This window comes from Solwaraspora sp. WMMD937 (assembly GCF_029581175.1).
Classification (GTDB): Bacteria; Actinomycetota; Actinomycetes; order Mycobacteriales; family Micromonosporaceae; genus Micromonospora_E.
Genome location: NZ_CP120738.1, coordinates 3,719,571 through 3,737,503 on the forward strand (window position 1 = coordinate 3,719,571; position 17,933 = coordinate 3,737,503).

Annotated in this window: 16 protein-coding genes and 3 tRNA genes; 8 read left to right on the forward strand and 11 right to left on the reverse strand. The window is 70.9% G+C overall.

Annotated features, from left to right (window positions below):
- Positions 1 to 54 precede the first annotated feature (54 nt).
- Both O7621_RS16320 and O7621_RS16325 read right to left on the reverse strand, forming a co-directional pair.
- Positions 55 to 1,239 carry a cytochrome P450 gene (locus tag O7621_RS16320; protein WP_282230058.1) on the reverse strand — a complete coding sequence of 395 codons (1,185 nt, stop codon included), beginning with the start codon at positions 1,237 to 1,239 and terminating at the stop codon, positions 55 to 57.
- 4 nt (positions 1,240 to 1,243) lie between these two features.
- A complete protein-coding gene (locus tag O7621_RS16325) occupies positions 1,244 to 1,936 on the reverse strand; it encodes a 50S ribosomal protein L11 methyltransferase (RefSeq protein WP_282230059.1) in 693 nt (230 codons plus the stop codon).
- A gap of 166 nt (positions 1,937 to 2,102) precedes the next feature.
- On the opposite strand from O7621_RS16325, the gene O7621_RS16330 reads away from it, so the two are divergent.
- Positions 2,103 to 3,056: a hypothetical protein gene (locus O7621_RS16330; protein WP_282230060.1), complete on the forward strand. Its 954-nt coding sequence runs from the start codon at positions 2,103 to 2,105 to the stop codon at positions 3,054 to 3,056.
- Here the strand turns inward: O7621_RS16330 and O7621_RS16335 are convergent.
- From O7621_RS16335 to O7621_RS16360, 6 genes are all read right to left on the reverse strand, one after another.
- Positions 2,979 to 4,460, reverse strand: coding sequence for a rhamnulokinase family protein (locus O7621_RS16335; RefSeq protein WP_282230061.1), 1,482 nt, complete (start codon positions 4,458 to 4,460; stop codon positions 2,979 to 2,981). The genes O7621_RS16330 and O7621_RS16335 overlap by 78 nt on opposite strands.
- The gene (locus tag O7621_RS16340) at positions 4,457 to 6,574 is read right to left on the reverse strand and encodes a bifunctional aldolase/short-chain dehydrogenase (protein ID WP_282230062.1); all 2,118 of its coding nucleotides are present in this window, start codon (positions 6,572 to 6,574) and stop codon (positions 4,457 to 4,459) included. The genes O7621_RS16335 and O7621_RS16340 overlap by 4 nt, the downstream gene beginning before the upstream one ends.
- A 1-nt stretch (position 6,575) precedes the next feature.
- Positions 6,576 to 7,736 carry an L-rhamnose isomerase gene (gene rhaI, locus O7621_RS16345; RefSeq protein ID WP_282230063.1) on the reverse strand — a complete coding sequence of 387 codons (1,161 nt, stop codon included), beginning with the start codon at positions 7,734 to 7,736 and terminating at the stop codon, positions 6,576 to 6,578.
- On the reverse strand, positions 7,733 to 8,209 hold the full coding sequence (locus O7621_RS16350) for an L-rhamnose mutarotase (protein ID WP_282230064.1): 477 nt from the start codon (positions 8,207 to 8,209) through the stop codon (positions 7,733 to 7,735). The genes rhaI and O7621_RS16350 overlap by 4 nt, the downstream gene beginning before the upstream one ends.
- 50 nt (positions 8,210 to 8,259) lie before the next feature.
- Positions 8,260 to 9,303, reverse strand: coding sequence for a substrate-binding domain-containing protein (locus tag O7621_RS16355; RefSeq protein ID WP_282230065.1), 1,044 nt, complete (start codon positions 9,301 to 9,303; stop codon positions 8,260 to 8,262).
- Between the two features lie 202 nt (positions 9,304 to 9,505).
- A complete protein-coding gene (locus O7621_RS16360) occupies positions 9,506 to 10,108 on the reverse strand; it encodes a TetR/AcrR family transcriptional regulator (protein ID WP_278168229.1) in 603 nt (200 codons plus the stop codon).
- 256 nt (positions 10,109 to 10,364) lie between these two features.
- Between O7621_RS16360 and O7621_RS16365 the strand changes: the two genes are divergently transcribed.
- The 6 genes from O7621_RS16365 to O7621_RS16390 all read left to right on the forward strand — a co-directional run bounded on the left by O7621_RS16365 (position 10,365) and on the right by O7621_RS16390 (position 12,921).
- A tRNA-Gly gene (locus tag O7621_RS16365) sits at positions 10,365 to 10,437 on the forward strand.
- 35 nt (positions 10,438 to 10,472) lie between these two features.
- Positions 10,473 to 10,543 (forward strand) — tRNA-Cys (locus O7621_RS16370).
- Between the two features lie 11 nt (positions 10,544 to 10,554).
- Positions 10,555 to 10,629 (forward strand) — tRNA-Val (locus O7621_RS16375).
- A gap of 257 nt (positions 10,630 to 10,886) precedes the next feature.
- Entirely contained in the window at positions 10,887 to 11,396 is a 510-nt protein-coding gene (locus O7621_RS16380; protein ID WP_282234621.1) for a glycosyltransferase family 4 protein, read from the forward strand.
- On the forward strand, positions 11,396 to 12,292 hold the full coding sequence (locus O7621_RS16385) for a 5'-3' exonuclease H3TH domain-containing protein (RefSeq protein WP_282230066.1): 897 nt from the start codon (positions 11,396 to 11,398) through the stop codon (positions 12,290 to 12,292). The genes O7621_RS16380 and O7621_RS16385 overlap by 1 nt, the downstream gene beginning before the upstream one ends.
- Complete coding sequence (locus O7621_RS16390) at positions 12,286 to 12,921, forward strand: PIG-L deacetylase family protein (RefSeq protein WP_282230067.1); 636 nt, start codon at positions 12,286 to 12,288, stop codon at positions 12,919 to 12,921. Before O7621_RS16385 ends, O7621_RS16390 begins: the two co-directional genes overlap by 7 nt.
- 256 nt (positions 12,922 to 13,177) lie before the next feature.
- On the opposite strand, the gene O7621_RS16395 is transcribed toward O7621_RS16390, so the two are convergent.
- From O7621_RS16395 to O7621_RS16405, 3 genes are all read right to left on the reverse strand, one after another.
- Positions 13,178 to 14,092 (reverse strand): HNH endonuclease, encoded by a 915-nt coding sequence (locus O7621_RS16395; RefSeq protein WP_282230068.1) that lies wholly within the window; start codon positions 14,090 to 14,092, stop codon positions 13,178 to 13,180.
- Between the two features lie 372 nt (positions 14,093 to 14,464).
- Entirely contained in the window at positions 14,465 to 15,142 is a 678-nt protein-coding gene (locus tag O7621_RS16400) for a response regulator transcription factor (RefSeq protein WP_281554129.1), read from the reverse strand.
- Complete coding sequence (locus O7621_RS16405; protein ID WP_282230069.1) at positions 15,139 to 16,221, reverse strand: sensor histidine kinase; 1,083 nt, start codon at positions 16,219 to 16,221, stop codon at positions 15,139 to 15,141. Before O7621_RS16405 ends, O7621_RS16400 begins: the two co-directional genes overlap by 4 nt.
- 552 nt (positions 16,222 to 16,773) lie before the next feature.
- Here O7621_RS16405 and O7621_RS16410 point away from each other — a divergent pair.
- Positions 16,774 to 17,808: a lysylphosphatidylglycerol synthase domain-containing protein gene (locus O7621_RS16410; RefSeq protein ID WP_282230070.1), complete on the forward strand. Its 1,035-nt coding sequence runs from the start codon at positions 16,774 to 16,776 to the stop codon at positions 17,806 to 17,808.
- Positions 17,809 to 17,933 lie beyond the last annotated feature (125 nt).

Below are 17,933 nucleotides of genomic sequence, written 5' to 3' on the forward strand. Positions count from 1 at the left end.
CCACCCGGGCCAGGGCCGGATGGTCAGCCGTCAGCCGGCCGGGGCAGGTCAGCGTCAGCCGGCCGGGGCGGTGTCCGACGGCGGTCGTCGGATCACCAGCGCGTCCGGCATCCGGAACGACAGGTTGTCCGGTGACCACGGCGCCCGGACCACCTCTGCGCCGGTGAGCAGCGGCACCGCCTGCTCGACCACCACCGCCGTCTCCATCCTGGCCAGCTGCGCCCCCACGCAGCGGTGCGCCCCCGCACCGAAGGCCAGATGCCGACGGGAACCCCGCTGACCGGGGACGAACTGGTCGGTCTGCGCCACCACGGCCGGATCCCGGCCGGCTGCGGCCAGCCAGAGCACGATGCTGGACCCGGCGGGCACCGGCTCGTCAGCCACCGCCGTGTCGAGCGCCGCCCGCCGCCGCCAGGTGACGATCGGCGGCACCAGACGCAGCCCTTCCTCGACCACGTCATCGACGTCGACCGAACCGTCGGCGAGCCCGGCGAGCACCGCCGGCTCGCCGGCCAGCCGGTGCAGCAGCAGCGTCAGGAACTGCGAGGTGGTCTCCTGCCCGGCGACCAGCAGGAAGAACAGCGCCCCGACCACCGAGTCGGCGGACTGCCCGGCGTCGCGCAGCGACTTCGCCAGCCCGCCGCCGGTCGCCGCGAAGTCGCGCAGCACGGTATGGAACCGGCCCACCGTGTGGGCCAGCTCGTGCTGCCGGCCGGCGTCGACCGGGGCCCAGAACAGCTCCAGCGCGGCGCGGGCGAACCGCTTCACCGTGTCGGTCGCGGCCGGCGGCAACTGCACCAGCCGGGCCAGCACCAGCAGCGGCAGGTCGGCGGCCAGCCCGGCGTACAGGTCGACCCGGCCGCCGCCGGCCAGCGTCGCCGCCAGCCCTGCCACCCGCTCGCGGACCAGCCCGGCCAGCCAGTCCCGCTGGGCGGCGACCCGGGTCGGGTGCAGCGCCTCGGCGACCACCGCCCGGATCGCCGGGTGACTCGCGGTACCGTTGTTCGCCAGCGTCGGCGGCAGCCGGAACCCGTACGAGGCCAGCACCCGCAACGCGGCGACCGGCACCGGCGTGACCGCGTCCAGGGCGTTGTCCGGCCGGAAGGTCACCGGATCGGCGAGCACCTGACGGACCAGGCCGTGCCGGGTCACCAGCAGATGCGGGGCACCGGTGTGGTCGGCGACCCGGACCACCGGCGGCCACCGGTCGTCGACCCTCTCCCAGTTGCGGAACAGCACCCGGTCACGCTAGCGCCCGCGCCGGCCGGCGCACCGGCGGGCGCAGCTGCCAGACCCGGGTACGCCGGACCCGCACGCTCTCCAACGCCGGCGGCACCGGCACCTGGTAGTCGGCCAGCTCGGTGAACCGCTCCCGGGGCAGGTACGCCCGGTCCGGGTCACCGACCAGCACCCGGGCCCCGTCGGCGGCGGCGCCCAGCAGGAAGCGCAGCATCCGCGCGGCCATCGCCTCGCTGTAGAACACGTCACCGGCCAGCACCACCTGCGCGTCGCCGTGGTCGCCGTCGAGCAGGTCGGCGACGGTGACGTCCAGCCGTACCCGGTTCGCGGCGGCGTTGAGCCCGGCGGCGGCGCCGGCCACCGGATCCACGTCGACCGCGCGTACCGTCGCCGCCGCGGCCCTGGCCGCCGCGATCGCGACCAATCCGGAGCCGCAGGCCAGATCCAGCACCCGCAGACCGGCGACGGTCTGCGGGTGGTCCAGCAGGAACCGGGCCAACGCCTGACCGCCGGCCCAGGGGAACGCCCAGAACGGCGGCGGTTGTTCGCTGCGGAACTCACCCTCGGTCAGCTCCCACAGGCCGATCGGCTCGGCCGCCTGGTATAGCCGCAGCTCCGGCACATGGGCCACCGGGGCGAGCCGGGCATGGGCGCGGACGAAGGTCGACAGTTCGGCGCTCGACAGATCAGTGGTCACCATCCGGATTGTGCCCGGCCGGCCCAGCGAGTGCCGGTCGCGGCCAGCGGTTACCGGTTCACCACAGGTGGTGAATTAACCCGTTTCAGTTCGCACTGGGTGAGAAGAACGGACCCTGTCCGGTCCACGGGTACGGCCGTACCGTGGCCAGTGGACACGGCGACGGATGCCGGGTGGCAACCCGGAGAAGGTGGTGAGCTGGGTGGGGCGAATCGCGGCCCGGGTCGGGGTCGGGCTGGCCGCAGCGGCCGGACTGGTGCTGACCGCGGCGACACCGGCGTTCGCCCAGGGCGGCTACCGGGCGCAGGTCACCGAGTTGCCGGACGAGGCGGTCGCCGGTGCCGGGCCGGTCGAGATGACCGTGGTGGTCAGTCGGAGCCTCGGCGGCGAGTGCGAAAAGGTCCGCTGGTCGTTGGTGCTGCGCTCGGACGGTGTCGGTCTCGACGAGATCCGGGCGGCCCGGGTCGAGCAGGGCGCGGCGTTCGCGGTCGACGTGCAGACCGACGGTGACGACGCGCGGCTGACCGACGTGCAGCTCGATCCCGGCATCCTCTGCGCCGACCGTACGGTCACCGCGCAGTACCAGTTCAGCTTCGCCGACGACGCCGAGGGCAAGGTGACCTTTACCGTCGAGGCGTACGACGAGAACACGCAGTTGCTGGCCGACACTGCGGCGACCCTGCCGGTGGTCGGCGAGCCTGGTGGCTCGGATCCCGAGCCGTCCGAGGAGCCGGTGGACAGCCAGCCCGAGGCTGCGGTGCCGGACGGCGACGCACCGGCCGGGTCCGGTGGTGGTGGCCCGCAGCCGGTGGACGCGATCCCGGCCGGTGACGCCTCCGGTATCCCGGTCGCCTGGTTCGTCGCCGGCGGCGCGATGGTCTTCGTCGGCTTCGGTCTGCTGCTGCGGGTCCGGGCCCGGCTGATGCGCGGCCTCGCCGACCCCGACGACGCGGTGCCGGCCGGTGCCGGTGCCGGTGCCCGTGTACCGCCGTTCGGCGGCTGGAGCCCGTCGAGTCGGGCCGACCGGACCGGTCGCTTCGGCTCAGGGCCGCAGGCCGACCCGGGCGGCCGCCGCCGACCAAGCTTCGGCGCCGGCCGCCGTGGGCAGATACGTCCGTAACCGGCGACCGCGTCGAATCACCGCCCGCAGCTCGGCGAGCCCGCCCCGTACGGTGCCGGCGGCTCGGGCCTGCACCACGACGTTGCCGAGCGCGGTCGCCTCGACCGGGCCGGCGACCACCGGCAGCCGGCAGGCGTCTGCGGTGAGCTGGCAGAGCAGTTCGTTGCGGGTCCCGCCGCCGACCAGATGCACCACGGTCACCTCGTGGTCGGCGAGTTCGGCCGCCTGACGTACCGCCGACCGGTGGGCGAGGGCGAGGCTGTCGACGACGCAGCGGACCACGGCGGCGGGCGAGTCCGGCACCGGCTGACCGGTGTCCGCGCACGCCCGGGCCAGCCGGGCCGGCATGTCACCGGGGGGCAGGAACACCGGGTCGTCCGGGTTGACCACCGCGGCGAGCGGCGGCTGGCGGGCGGCCTGTGTGAGTACCGCCGCCAGTTCCACCGGCCGGCCCCGCTCCCGCCAGTGCCGTAGGCATTCCTGCAGCAGCCAGAGACCCATCACGTTACGCAGATACCGTACGGTGCCGTCGACGCCGGCCTCGTTGCTGAAGTTCGCCGCCCGGCTGGCCGTCGACAGCACCGGTGCGGCCAGTTCGAGCCCGACCAGCGACCAGGTGCCGCACGAGATGAACGCGAACGATCCGTCCACCGCCGGTACGGCGACCACCGCCGACGCGGTGTCGTGCGAGCCGACCGTGGTCACCGGCACCGGCCGGTCGGCGCCGATCGCGGACCGTACCTGACGACGCAGTTCGCCGGCCGGCTCACCCGGCCGGCGTAGCGGGCCGAAGAGCCGCTGCGGGATGCCGGCGTCGGCGATCACGTCTGTCGCCCAGCGGTGGGTGTGCACGTCGAGCAGCTGGGTGGTGGAGGCGTTGGTGACCTCGGTGCCGGCCAGCCCGGTCAGCCAGTAGGCGAGCAGGTCGGGGATCATCAGCAGTCGGTCGGCGGCCGCCAGCGTCGGCGTGTCAGCGGCCGCGACCAGCTGGAACAGCGTGTTGAACGGCAGTTGCTGCACGCCGGTGGTCCGGTAGAGCCGGTCGGCGCCGAGCCGGGCGACCACCCGGTCGGCGACCCCGTCGGTGCGCCGGTCGCGGTAGTGCACCGGGTTGGCGAGCAGATCACCCCCGCTGTCCAACAGCCCGTAGTCGACCGCCCACGAGTCGACGCCGATACTCATCAGATCGGCCCGGTGGGCCACCGCCGCCCGCAACCCGGTCACGGTCTGCGAGTACAGCCGCAGTACGTCCCAGTACAGGGTGCCGGCCACCTGCACCGCGTCGTTGTCGAACCGGTGCACCTCGGTCAGCTTGACACCGTCCGGGTCGACCTCGCCGAGCATCACCCGGCCGCTGGCCGCGCCGAGATCGACGGCGGCCAGCGCCGCCCGGTCGGTGGTCACCGGAGGAAGGCCGCGGGTACGCCGGCGTCGACCGGCAGGTGGGTGCCGGTGGTGTGGGAGAGGTCGTCGGTGGCCAGCACGAAGACGGCGTTCGCCACGTGCTCCGGCAGCACCTCACGCTTCAACAGCGTGCGGCGGGCGTAGAACGCGCCCAGCTCCGCCTCGGGTACGCCGTACACGGCGGCCCGCTGGGCACCCCAGCCGGCGGCGAAGATCCCCGAGCCGCGGACCACGCCGTCCGGGTTGACGCCGTTCACCCGGATGCCGTGTGCGCCCAGCTCGGCGGCGAGCAGCCGCACCTGGTGCGCCTGATCCGCCTTTGCCGCGCCGTACGCGACGTTCTCCGGCCCGGCGAACACCGAGTTCTTGCTGACCACGTAGATGATGTCGCCGCCGAGACCCTGGTCGACCATGATCCCGGCGGCGGCCCGGGACACCAGGAACGACCCGCGTGCCATCACCCGGTGCTGCCGGTCCCAGTCGTCGTCGGTGGTTTCCAGCAGCGGCCGGGACAGCGACAACCCGGCGTTGTTCACGACCAGGTCGACCCCGCCGAAGGCCAGCGCGGCACGGGCCAGTGCCGCCTCGACCGCATTGGCGTCGGTGACGTCCACGGTGACCGCGACCGCCCGGTCCGGCCCGCCGATCCCGCCGGCCACCTCGGCGGCGGCCGCGCCGTCGCGGTCGGCGACGACCACGCTGGCGCCCTCGCCGGCCAACCGACGGGCGGTGGCCGCACCGATGCCCGACCCGCCGCCGGTGATCAGCGCGACCCGTCCGGCCAACGGTCGAGGTGGCGGCAGCCGGCGCAGCTTCGCCTCTTCCAACGCCCAGTATTCGATGCGGAACTTCTCCGCCTCGTCAATCGGCGTGTACGTCGATACCGCCTCGGCGCCGCGCATCGCCTCGATCGCGTTGCGGTAGTACTCGCCGGCAATCCGGGCCGTCGCGGCGTCCCGCCCGTAGCTGAACATGCCGACCCCCGGCACCAGCACGATCGTCGGATCGGCGCCGCGCATCGGCGGCGAGTCCGGTCCGGCGTGCCGCTGGTAGTAGGCCCGGTACGCGTCCCTGTACCACTGGTGCAGCTCACCGAGCCGGTCGCGGACCTCGGCCAGCGGGGTGTCCGCCGGCAGGTCCAGCAGCAGGGGCCGGACCCGGGTCCGCAGGAAGTGGTCGGGGCAGGAGGTGCCGAGCTCGGCCAGCCGGGGGAGCGCCGTACGGGACAGGAAGTCCAGCACCGCCGAATCGTCGCTGAACTGGCCGACCTGCCGGCCGTCGGTGCTGACCAGGCCACGGATCAGCGGGGCGAGCGCGGCGGCGCGGGCGGCCCGCTGGTCGGCGGCGAGCGCCGCGTACCCGTCCCGGACCGGCCCGAACGGCTCCGGACGGCCGTGTTCGGCCAGGAACCGGTTGATGCCGGAGATGATCTCCATTGACCGGGCTTCGCACTCGTCGCTGGTCGCCCCCCACGCGGTGATCCCGTGCCCGCCGAGGATCACGCCGATCGCCTGCGGATTGTCTTGGGCCAGTGCGGCGATGTCGACGCCCAACTGGAAGCCGGGCCTTCGCCACGGCACCCACAGCACCCGGTCGCCGAAGCAGCGCCGGGTCAGCTCGGGCCCGTCGGCCGCCGTGGCGAAGGCCAGCCCGGCCTCCGGGTGCAGATGGTCGACGTGGGCGGCGCCGATCAGGCCGTGCATCGCGGTGTCGATCGACGGGGCCGCGCCGCCCCGACCGTGCAGGCAGTAGTCGAGCGCCGGCACCATCTCGTCCTCACGTCGCGGCCCGACCGGTTCGCCGCGTCGCCGGCCCAGGTAGCGTCCGGCCAGCTCGTGTAGGCGGTCGACCCGCAGTACCGCCAGCCCGGCGTCGGTCAACGTACCGATGTCGCCGCCGGAACCCTTCACCCACATCAGCTCGACCGGGTCGCCGGTGACCGGGTCGTCGGCGGTGGCCTTGACGGAGATGTTGCCGCCACCGTAGTTCGTGGTCCGCCGGTCAGCGCCCAGCCGATGGCCGCGGGCCAGCAGCGCGGCGACCTCGGGATGCCCGGCGGTCTGCGGGTGTCGGTCGGTTTGTGGCTGTCGGTCGGTCTGCGGCTTTCCGGCCATGTCAGGCACCCCAACCAGCCGGCTGGCCGTCGGCCCGCTCGACGACGATCCGTTCGGCGTACCCGCTGCGGGCATAGGCAGCCATCGGATCCGGGTCCAGGCCCTGCTCGGCGCGCAGCTCGCGGAGCAACGGACGTACGTCGGTGTGATAGGCGTCCATCAGCACGGCGTTGGCGCCCAGCACGTCCCCGGTGGACTGCGCGGCGGCCAGTGCCGCCGTGTCGACCAGCAGCGCCTTGGCGGTGGCCTCCTGGACGTTGAGGACGGACCGGATCTGGCCGGGGATCTTCGGCTCGATGTTGTGGCACTGGTCGAGCATGAAGTTGATGCCGCTGGCCTGCTGCAGCGCGTCCGCCGAGACGATCTCGAACATGATCCGGAAGAGCTGGAACGGGTCGGCGGCACCGACCATCAGGTCGTCGTCGGCGTAGAACCGGGAGTTGAAGTCGAAGGCGCCGAGCCGCCCGGCCCGTAGCAGGAACGCCACGATGAACTCGATGTTGGTGCCCGGGGCGTGGTGGCCGGTGTCTATCACCACCTGGGCCCGCTCGCCGAGTCGCAGGCAGTGCGCGTACGCGGTGCCCCAGTCCGGCACGTCGGTGGTGTAGAAGGCCGGTTCGAACAGCTTGTACTCCAGCAGCAGCCGCTGATGCTCGCCGAGCCGGGCGTAGGTGACGTCGAGCGCCTCGGCGAGCCGGTCCTGCCGGACACGAATGTTGTCCTGGCCGGGGTAGTTGGTGCCGTCGGCGAACCACAGCTTCAGGTCGGTCGACCCGGTGGCATCCATCACGTCGACACAGTCGAGCAGGTGAGCGACGGCCTTGCGCCGGATCCGGGGGTCGGGATTGGTGACGCTGCCGAGGCGGTAGTCGTCGTCGGAGAAGACGTTGGCGTTGATGGTGCCGATCCGTACCCCCAGGTCGGCGGCGTGCCGGGCGAGCTGGGCGTAGTCGTCGACCCGGTCCCACGGGATGTGCAGTGAGACCGTGGGGGCGATGCCGGTGACCGCGTGCACCTGGGCCGCGTCGGCGATCTTCTCCTCGGGGGTACGGGGGACCCCGGGCTGGCCGAACACCTTGAACCGGGTGCCCGAGTTGCCGTACGCCCAGGACGGGACCTCGATTCGCTGTTCCCGAAGCGCGTCCTTGATCCGGCGGGTCATAGCACTCGTTTCTGGTACGAAGTCGGGTTTTCTGCCGGTCGTGGCGGCTGGGCCGGCAGCGGCGGCCGGTCCAGCCGCCACGACCAGGCATCGCCGGGGTGCGGGTCGTCGAGCGCGGCGAGTTGCTCGTCGAGGTCGAAGATCTCCTCGAGCAGGACGAAACCCTCGTCGGGGAGCCGGCCGTCCAGTTCGGTGAAGAACGGTGCCATCTCGGCCTGCCATCGGGCGTTGACCTCGGTGCGGGCCATCGCCGCCTGTGCGGCGGCCAGATCGTCAGCCCGGACATGGCCGACCAGCAGGCCATCGGGGTGCAGGAAGAGCGCGTAGTCATGCCAGCCGGCGGCACGCAGCGCACGCAGCATCTCCGGCCAGACGGCCGCGTGCCGGGCCCGGTACTCAGCCAGTCGATCCGGTCGGACCCGCAGCACGAAGCAGTACCGCCGCACCGGCACCTCCCGGATGAACCGTTTCAACAGCCGACCCAAACATACGAGCGACCAAACCGGGCTGTCAAGGTCGTGGATCAGCCGTCCAACCGGGTGCCGCGAGTATCCTGACTGGACTCGCGGACCACCAGCTCCGGCTCGAAGACCACCTGCCGGTGGCGGTGCGAGTCCGGGCTGGTCGCCTCCTCCAGCAGCAGCGCCGCTGCGGTCTGCCCGAGCCGCTGCCGAGGCTGGCGCACCGAGGACAGCGGCACCGCCGCCGCGGCCGCGAACTCGATGTCGTCGTAGCCGACCAGCGCGATGTCCTCGGGTACCCGTACCTGCTGACGAGTCAGTCCCTGCAGGACCCCGAGGGCCAGCAGGTCGTTGGCGCAGAAAACGGCGCTCACCCGGGAGGTGCGGGGCACACCGAGCATCCGTGCGGCGGCGTCCCGACCGGCGGCCACCGTCAGGCTCGGCGTGTCGAACCGGCGCAGCTGCCGTTCGTCGAGTCCGGCCTCGGTAAGCGCCCGGACCGCCCCGGCGTACCGGTCCCGGACCTGTTCCAGATGCCCGGGCCCGCCGACGTACGCGATCCGTCGGTGCCCGGCGTCGATCAGATGGCGCAGCGCCAGCTCGCCGCCGAGCCGGTCGTCGACCGAGACCGAACAGAGGTCCGGCCGGCGGGACCGCCGGTCCAGCAGAATCACCAGTACGCCGCGATCGCGCAGCCGCAGCAGCCGGTCGTTGGCGTCGTCGACCGGGGTGATCAGCACCCCCTGCACCCGCTGCTCCTCCAGCAGGTCCAGGTAGGCGCTCTCCTTGCCGGCGTCGCCGTCGCTGTTGCAGAAGATCACCGGCATGCCGGCGCCGCTGGTGGCGTCCTCGACGCCCCGGGCCACGTCGGTGAAGAACGGGTTGGCCACGTCCAGTACCACCAGGCCCAACGTGCGGCCCCGGCCCCGGCGTAGTTGTCGGGCCGCGTCGTTGGGGACGAAGCCGAGTTCGTTGATCGCGGCGAGCACCCGGGACCGGGTACCGGCCGCGACGATGTCCGGCCGGTTGAGCACGTTCGACACGGTGCCGACGGAGACGCCGGCCCGCGAGGCGACGTCCCGGATGCTGATCCCTGCTCCCGGCACCCAGGCCTCCTTCTCCGCGGGCGGCGCGCGGTCACCGGTGGTAGCTCCGGGCCGCTCCCGGGGCGATTATCCGCCTACCGGTCGTCGCCGGACAGTGGCAGGTCGGCCGGACGCCGGTTGCCGTAACCACCGCTCCCGAGCAGGCCGAGTCGCCCGCCCAGCGGGTCAAGCGGCGGTTTGAACCGTTTCGACGCGGCGACGATCAGGCCAGCTCCTCCGGCTTGCGGCCGATCTCGCGCGCCACGGCCAACCGGATCCACTCGGTGAGCTGCCGGCGGGAAACCACCCGGTCGTGCATCGCGGCCTGCACCGCCAGACCGTCGATCAGTGCGTTGATCCGCCAAGCCGCGCCCTTCGGGTCCGGGCACTGGAAGGTGCCGTCGGCACACCCGGTGGCGATCACCTTGATCAGTGCCTCTTTCCAGCGCAGGTCGAGGTTGCGGCACACCCGGTTCAAGGCAGGGGTACGCAGCGACTCCGACCAACCGTCAATCCATAGCGTCCACGCCTTGGACTTGCCAGTCGGGGCGTACAGCCGAATGATCTTCTTCAGTTTCTCCAGCGGCTCGGCGGACGACCGGACGACTGTGTCGAGTCGGGCCAGGTCCTGCTCGGCGGCGTACGCGAACGCCTCGGCGAGCAGCCGGTCCTTGGTGGAGAAATGGTAGAAGACCAGCGCCTGACTCACCCCGGCGGCTTCCGCCACGTCTGCGGTGCGGGTGTTGGCCAGGCCACGCTCCACGATCACCTCACAGGCAGTGCGCAGCAGCGAGTCAAGGCGTACTTCGGCCGAACGTCTTGTCACGGCGAACACGGTAACGCACTATCATCGATACGATGAGTTACCAGTCAATTTCCTGACTCAGGAAGAGGCCGGGATCAGGTAAGGCGAATCGATTTCACGGAGCCAGGAGGCTGGTGGCGGGATATGTGAACTTTGTCGGGTGTCGTGCCTCGGGCGCGCCCGGCCACCCCCCCGAGTTGGCACTCTCGCGACGGCTGGGCTAAAGTTTCCATCCGTTGGCAGGAACGCCCGAGGGCGGGAAGGCCAGCTGAGACAAGCGGACGTAGCGCAGTTGGTAGCGCATCACCTTGCCAAGGTGAGGGTCGCGGGTTCGAGTCCCGTCGTCCGCTCGGAGATGCCACCACAGCACGTCGGGGGCAACCTCGGTGGAGTGGCCGAGAGGCGAGGCAACGGCCTGCAAAGCCGTGTACACGGGTTCAAATCCCGTCTCCACCTCGTCACAACGAGGGCGATTGGCGCAGTGGGAGCGCGCTTCCTTGACACGGAAGAGGTCACTGGTTCAAACCCAGTATCGCCCACCAGCTGTACGAGCACATCACATGCCCGTTACCGGATTCCGGTAACGGGCATGCTGCTGTCCCGGCCCTTACCTGGGTCGGTCCACAGGGGGAGCGGGACCGCCCTCCGGGAGTCACAGCTTCCGATGACCGGTGTCCTGCTCGGGTGATGGGCGGCGCGGTCGACTCTTGCGGGAGATCGACATGGTCCCGCGCCGCCCACAGCAGGCTACTGGTCTTGAGTACGGCTGACCTCGGGTCCCGGACTGGACGCGGCCCGCCTGGGGCCGGAGAAGGGTGTCACGCGGTTGCTCGCTCTTGCGAGTGATCGCCCGTCCGGGTACGCCGTCGAGATCGCCCTGGCCGCGGCCGGGTTCGAGACCTCCACCGGGGGCCAAGATCAGCTACTTGGTGAATCGCGGCGTCTCGCCGTCGGAGCCGGAGTGCAGCTCCGGCCAGGTCTGCGATGGGCCGAGGTGCCCGCCTGGCTCGCCGCCGCCAGCGTCTGCATCGTGCCTTCCCTGGCCGAGACATTCGGCCTGGTCGCCCTCGAAGCAATGTCCGTCGGCACCCCCGTCATCGCCCTCGACGTCGACCACCTCCCGACGCTCATCGGCGACGGAGGAGTCATCGTCGAGCAGGCCAGCGGCCACGCCGGGCTGTGGCGCGCCGCCGACCAGCTCCTGCACGACCCGGTACGCTACGAACGCATCTCCAGGGTCGGCTACTACCGCGCGCGGGACTATCGACCCGCCCACATCGCTGGCCAACTCCTGAAGGTGGTGAGCTGATGGGCGGTCGCCCCATGCAGCCAACGCTCCCAATCCCCGCCGACACCGCAGCCGTCCCGCCGCTGCTGCTCGTCGACGGACACAACCTCCTGTGGGGAGCCACCTTCGGCTTCCCCGCACCGATCTACTCCCGCGACAAGACCCGTCTGCTCACCGGGCTGTTCGCCTTCTTCGCCCTGCTACGGGTCGCGATCCGCAACGAGATCCCCGGCAGCAGCCCTGAAGTCATCGTCGTCTGGGACGGCGAACACGGCTCGCGGGCACGCCAGCAGGAACACGACGGGTACAAGGCCAGCCGGCCCACCGACGACGAAGCCCTCCTGCCGCTGCGGTTCCTGCCCGACGTCAAGCGGGGCCTCGACAGCTGTGGCATACCTTGGATCGAGCTCGAACACGCCGAAGCCGACGACGTCATCGCCACCCTCGTCCACGCCACGCCTGCGCCGCGATCCGTGATCGTCATGTCCCGTGACCGGGACTACTACCAACTCGTCACCGACCGCGTACACGTCCTCAACACCCGCTTCCGCGCCGGCCACCGGCTCGTCACCCCCGGCGAGGTGTACGCCCGCCACCAGGTCACCCCCGACCAGTGGACCGACTTCCGCGCCCTGGCCGGCGACCCCGCCGACGAGATACCTGGCGTTCACGGCATCGGTGCCAAGACCGCCGTGCGGCTCCTCGACGGCGGACTTCACCTGGAAGACCTTCCCGGCTCTGGCCGGCTCGCCAACGGCCGCGGCCGAACCGTCGCCGAGCAGTACGACCTCGCCCTCAAATGGCGCGACCTCATCCGACTCACCACCACCCTCGACCTGCCCCACCACCCGACCGGCACACCCAGTCCTGCCCTGCCCCGACCAGCCGACATCGTTGAGGAACTCGGGCTGTGGTAGCCACCCCCACCGGCGGAATCCTCACCGTCATGGCCCACCCCGACGACGCCGAACTCTGGGCCGGCGGAACCCTCGCCGTACACGCCGCCACCGGCGTACCCGTCACTATCGCGGTCCCCAGCATCAACGTGACACGGCGTCGGGAAGCCGTCGCTGGCGCTCGAATCCTCGGTGCGACACCGCACCTGCTGGACGCCATCACCGTAGACGCGGTGCGGGAACTTCTCGTCGGCATTCAGCCCGAGGTCGTCATCACTCACAACCCCGACGACATCCACCCCGACCATCAACACGCAGCGCAGACGCTGCTCACCGCGCTACCCGATGTTGTGATCAGCACCGGCAGACCCCACGCCGTCTACACCTGCGACAGCTACCACAACCTCGACCGGAACGGACACCCACTCCATCTGCCCACCATCATCGACATCACCCACGGCTGGCGCACCAAGACCACCGCGCTCGCCGTGCACCAGTCCCAACCCATCACCGAACACTTCGGGCCAATGGCCGTAACCCTGGCCCGCCTCCACGGCGGACGCGTCGGTGTCCGGTACGCCGAAGCCTTCGCACCCGTACCCGTGCTCGGCAGGCTCCCCACCACCCCACTCGCCCTATTAGGTACCTAACCCCTTACCCCAGCCTCATCGGCGACAGGGACTATGCCAACCCGAGCGACACGAACGAGCCGGCTCTGGGGGTGTCCCTATGGGTTGTGCCAAGCGGCGAGGGGGTTTGTCTCCCCGAAATGGCGGCGGCTCGATCTGCGCCGTACGAGACATTGACCCGTGCGCGAGATACCGCGACTTCAAGATTCCCACCGCGCCGCTTCCCCTCCTCGTCGCTGCGTGGCTGCCGTGCAGATCTGGGCGTCGGAATCGATGCCTACCTGTCCAAGAAATACGTCGGCCACCTCGGCCACGGCATCTCCTTGCCGTTCAGGTTCAGGCTGAGTCGGTCCCCTTCCGTCCGATGTCGGCCGAACGCCTCGCCCAACTGGTCCCATGTCTGCGTGCGCCAAAGGCCCGGCAGGAAGACGGTGTGCTCGCCCATGGAGACGGCGACGCAGCGCAGCTCGTCCGGTTCGTCGACCAGCAAGATGCGCCGTTCGTCCGGTGCAGCCTCCGGCCGCCGGAACATGTACGTGGGGAGGATGCGGGCGTCCGGGTTCTTGAGCTGCTCCCGGACGGGGTACATGACTTCCCGCCAGATGTAGACGTACCCGATGGCGGCGAAGGCAGCCAGGTAGGCGGCGCGTATCCACGACAGCCGGGCGCGGGCTTCGTCGAAGCGGGCGTGGACGGTGAACGAGGCGTTGGGGCTGGTGTTGCCGCTTTCGGCGTAGGCGTCGAGCGCCGCGAAGTGGGCGTCCTGGACTCTTCTGTCGTTCCGCTTGGGAACGCCGAAGATCTGGATGCCCTCCTCAGTCCACTGGGCCGTACCGCGCAGGGGTATGCCATCGATGCGGAAGGTCGCTGGCAGAGTACGGCCGGTGACTTTGCCCCGCATGAAGTCCTCGGCATCGGCTCGGCGGATGGCGTGGGAGTCGAAGTGGGTGCCGGAGCTGTTGTTGCACTTGCTGCACGTCAGCAGCAGACCGCGTCCGCCGAGCCCTTGAGGAGGTACGTGCTCCACGGTGAGGACGCCGGCGGCGATGGCTTCACGGGAGTAGGCCGTCAGGCAGCACGGGCAGGCGTAGTAGTCCTCGCCGACGGGGAGCTTGTCGCCATGGCTGAGGCGATCGAGGACCAGCCGCAGCATGGGAGCGCCTTCGTTGAACCAGCGCAGGCGTTTGTCCACGTCAGTCATGGTGCGCCTTTGCGGGCTGGCCGGCAACCAGGATAACCGCGCGCACGGGTCTCTCGCCGCGAAGGGTGCGGATCCGATACGCCAGAGCGTCGGCAGGGGAGTGGTCGAAGCACTGGTTTACGGCCCAGGAGGCCGAGCGGTGGTTCAGCGCCAACGGCTGGATCTCTGCCCGCGTCGCGGCCTCAGTTCGGTTGCCCCGGCCGATGTCTACATCTGGCCCCATCGGGCTGACGAGCTGTGAACGGCCGCCCCGGTCCGTCGTTGAAGCCCGGCTGAGTCAGTACGGAAACTGTCCCGATCGCCGGGCGTCCGATCGGCCCGGCGTCGCCGAGCGCCGAAACCCGGCGAGGCGGGCGAGCCCGGTCAGCTGACCGGTGCCTGCGGCACCGGCTTGATCAGCCGCGCCGCGGTGGCCTTGCGGACCGCGTCGACTCGCGACACCGCGCGCAGCTTCGCGTAGATGTTTGTCAGATGCCGTTTCACGGTGGCCTCCGTGATGCACAGCCGCCCGGCGATCTGGGCGTTGCTCAGCGCCTCGGCGGTCAACCGCAGCACCTCCAACTCGCGTTCGGTCAACGGCGTCGTGGTGCGCGGTCGCTGCCGGTCGAGCCGTTCCACGGTCGCGCGGGACACCGCCAGCAGGACGTTCTGCATGGGCCGGCGCACCACCGACCGGACAGCAGCGACGAGTTCGTCCCGCAGGATCGTCTTGAGCAGGTACGCGACCGCGCCGGCCGCCAGCAGTTCGGACACGAGGTCGGGGTCGTCGTGCATGGTCACCACGACGACCCGGGTCTGTGGAGCGGCCCGGCCGACCTGACGGACGACGGCGGCGGCGCCGAGGCCCGGCATCTCCACGTCCAGCAGCAGGACGTCTGGTCGTAACCGGACGCACACCGCTACCGCCTCCGGCCCGGTCGACGCCTCGCCGACGACCGTGAATCCGGCATCGGTGCAGAGCATCTCGCGGATGCCGTCGCGCATCAGCGTGTGGTCGTCGGCGAGACAGACCCGGATCTGCGGCCGGTCCGGGGCGGTCAAAGCCCGCTCTCCATCAGCGGGACCCGTACCTCGACGCGGGTGCCCTCACCTGGCTCGCTGGCGATGGCGAGTCGGCCCCGTAGCAGCACTGCCCGCTCCCGCATCGACGGTAGTCCGCCGCCGACCCGGTCCGGGCCACCCGGGTCGAAGCCCTGCCCGTCGTCGGAGACCACGGCGCGCACCTCGGTGGCAGCTACGTCGACGGTGACGTCCAGTCGGCGTGGTGCGGCGTGGCGTAGCGCGTTGCGGACCGCCTCGCGCAGGATCAGGTAGAGCTCCTCGGTGGTGTCCGGCGGCAGGGCCTTGACATCGCCGGCGACGCGCAGCGAGGCCCGTACCGATGGTGGTGTCGTCACCTTCAGGTGGTCGCGCAGCGCGCTCGCCAGGCCCTCCTCGCCGACACAACGGCGCAGCTCAGCGGAGAGCTGCTGCACGGTGCGCACCGCCTCGCCGAGGTATTCGACCGCGCTGTCGAGATGGGCCCGCGCACGCGCCTGGTCGTGATCGGCGTAGTGCCGGTTCAGATCCAGTCGGTGCAGCGTCAAGCTCATGCCGTGCAGCACCCGGTCGTGCAACTCCCGAGCTATCCGTCGCCGTTCCTCCTGCCGGGACTCCTGCAGCTTTGTCATCAGGAACGTCACGTAGGACAGGGATCCGACGGCGACCCGCGCCATGATCGCCTTATGGAACAGTCTGCTGATCCGGGTCGCGCTGATGTTGTCGGAGGGCGCGAACTCGCGATTGATGATCGGCAGGCCTACCTCGAACAACGTGATGGCGGCGCGTAGCGACTCCACCGGATGGATGCCGTGCTCGGCCCGCTGCACACCTATTTCGACACTAGACAGTCGAGCCTCGCCGGTCAGCGCTACCCGGGGTGCGTCCGGCAGTTCGAGCTGAGCCGCCACGTCGTCGAGGACCGACGCGACCTGGCCGGCGAGCTGGTCGACGACCTCGGGCCGGCTGATCAACTGGCTGCCCTGCCGCCGCAGGGCCCTGGTGAACGCGCTGAGGATCTCGTCGAGGATCCCCGTGGTGTCCGGGCTTCGGGCCGCGTCCGCGTCACGCCCAGTTGTCAAGAGGCCTCCCCGTCGACTCCTGTCACGGAGACTTATGATAGCGCTCCCGACTGGAACATCCACCCCTTGCAGGGTCTGAGTGTCGGGATTGGATTATCCCTGCCCGGGCCGCTTGTATGTAGCCTCTGGTTGCGATTCATGCAGGCCATAAGTGTTGCTTCGGTAATTTACCGATATAAATCAACTGGAATCCTAACCGGTCGGACTTTGCCGGCCTGTTTGTCGTGCTTCCGGGGTGGGTGGCGAAACCTCGTCCGACAGCCTGCGTTCCGCCTGTTCGCGCGTCGTCCGACCGGCGGTGCACGTGCGTCCCGGCTGCATCCGTACGCGTCGTTGGTCGAGGCGTCGCGCGTCCTTCGTCGTAGCCGGTGTCGCCACCTTCATGGAGTTTGTCGGCGAATGGGGCTCTGCCACCTTGGCCGGCCCAAGGGCCGGCCCCTACCGTCAGTCCATTGACGAATGTCGTGGTGGTGAGCCTGATCGGCCCACGACCGGCCCTGCGCGGGCGGCCCGCCGACAAACCATCCGACACGACGAAGGGAGCAGGCCGACATGGCCACAGACGCGCCGGCACCCGCCGGCCGAGAGCCGGCACCCGGCCCTCTCCGGCGTGGTCGCCGGCTCGTCGGGCGGCTGGTCGTCGGGGCGTTCGTGGTCGGCGTCTGCGTCGCCATCGCGCTCGCACTACGTGGCCAGGACTGGTCGACGCTCGGCCAGCTGACTCGCCCGCAGACGGTACCGGCGCTGGCCGCGGCGCTCGCGGTCACCTCGGGCGGCCTGCTCTGCGCCGCCCGCGCCTGGCTGCTGACGATCTCGGCGACCGGCGCGCCGGTGCCGGGCACCGCCGGTGTCCGGATGTTCTTCGTCGGCTTCCTCGGCAAGTTCCTGCCCGGCCGGGTCTGGGGACTACTCGCCCTGCTCAAGCTCGGCGAGCGGGCCGGGGTGAGCCATTCCAGAATGGCCGGAATCTACCTGGTGAACGTGGTGGTGGTGCTGCTCAGCGGTGGGGCCGTCAGTCTGCTGGTCGCGCCGGTCCTGCTCGGCGCCCACGCCCTCTGGCTCTTCCCGGCCCTCGGCGCGCTGCTCGGGCTGCTGCTCGTCCGGCCTGCGCTGGTCGACCGGGTGGTGGCCGTGGCGGCCCGGCTGGCTCGTCGCCCGCAGCCGGCCCGGCTGGCCCGGCCGGAGCACCTGCGGCGGTCGATCGGCTGGCAGACGGCCTCGTGGGTGCTGTTCGGGGTGCACGTCTGGCTGGTCGCCACCCTGCTGGGCGCCGCACCGGTCGAGGCGCTGCCAGTGGCCCTGGGCTCCTTCGCGATCGCCAGCGTGGCCGGCACCCTGGCCCTGTTCGTCCCGGACGGCGTCGGGGTGCGCGACGTCCTGCTGATCGCCGCCCTCACCGTCGTGCTAGCGCTGCCGGCGGCGGTCACCACCGCCATCGCCAGCCGGGTGCTCTGCACGCTCGCCGAGGTCCTCACCGCCGGGGCCGCCCTGCTCGTGACCGCGCTGCGCGACCGGCGTGCCGCGCGGGCGGCCGCCACGTCGGCGGACACCTCGGCGGAACGGTCCCCGGCACAGGCTTCGTTCTGACCCGCTACCGCACGCCACCGTCCACCACGGCGGGCACCTGCTCGCCGCGATCGGAGAAAGAAGGACCCAGCGAGATGCCACCACTGTTGTCCATCGACGATGCTGAACATCTCAGCGTCGATCAG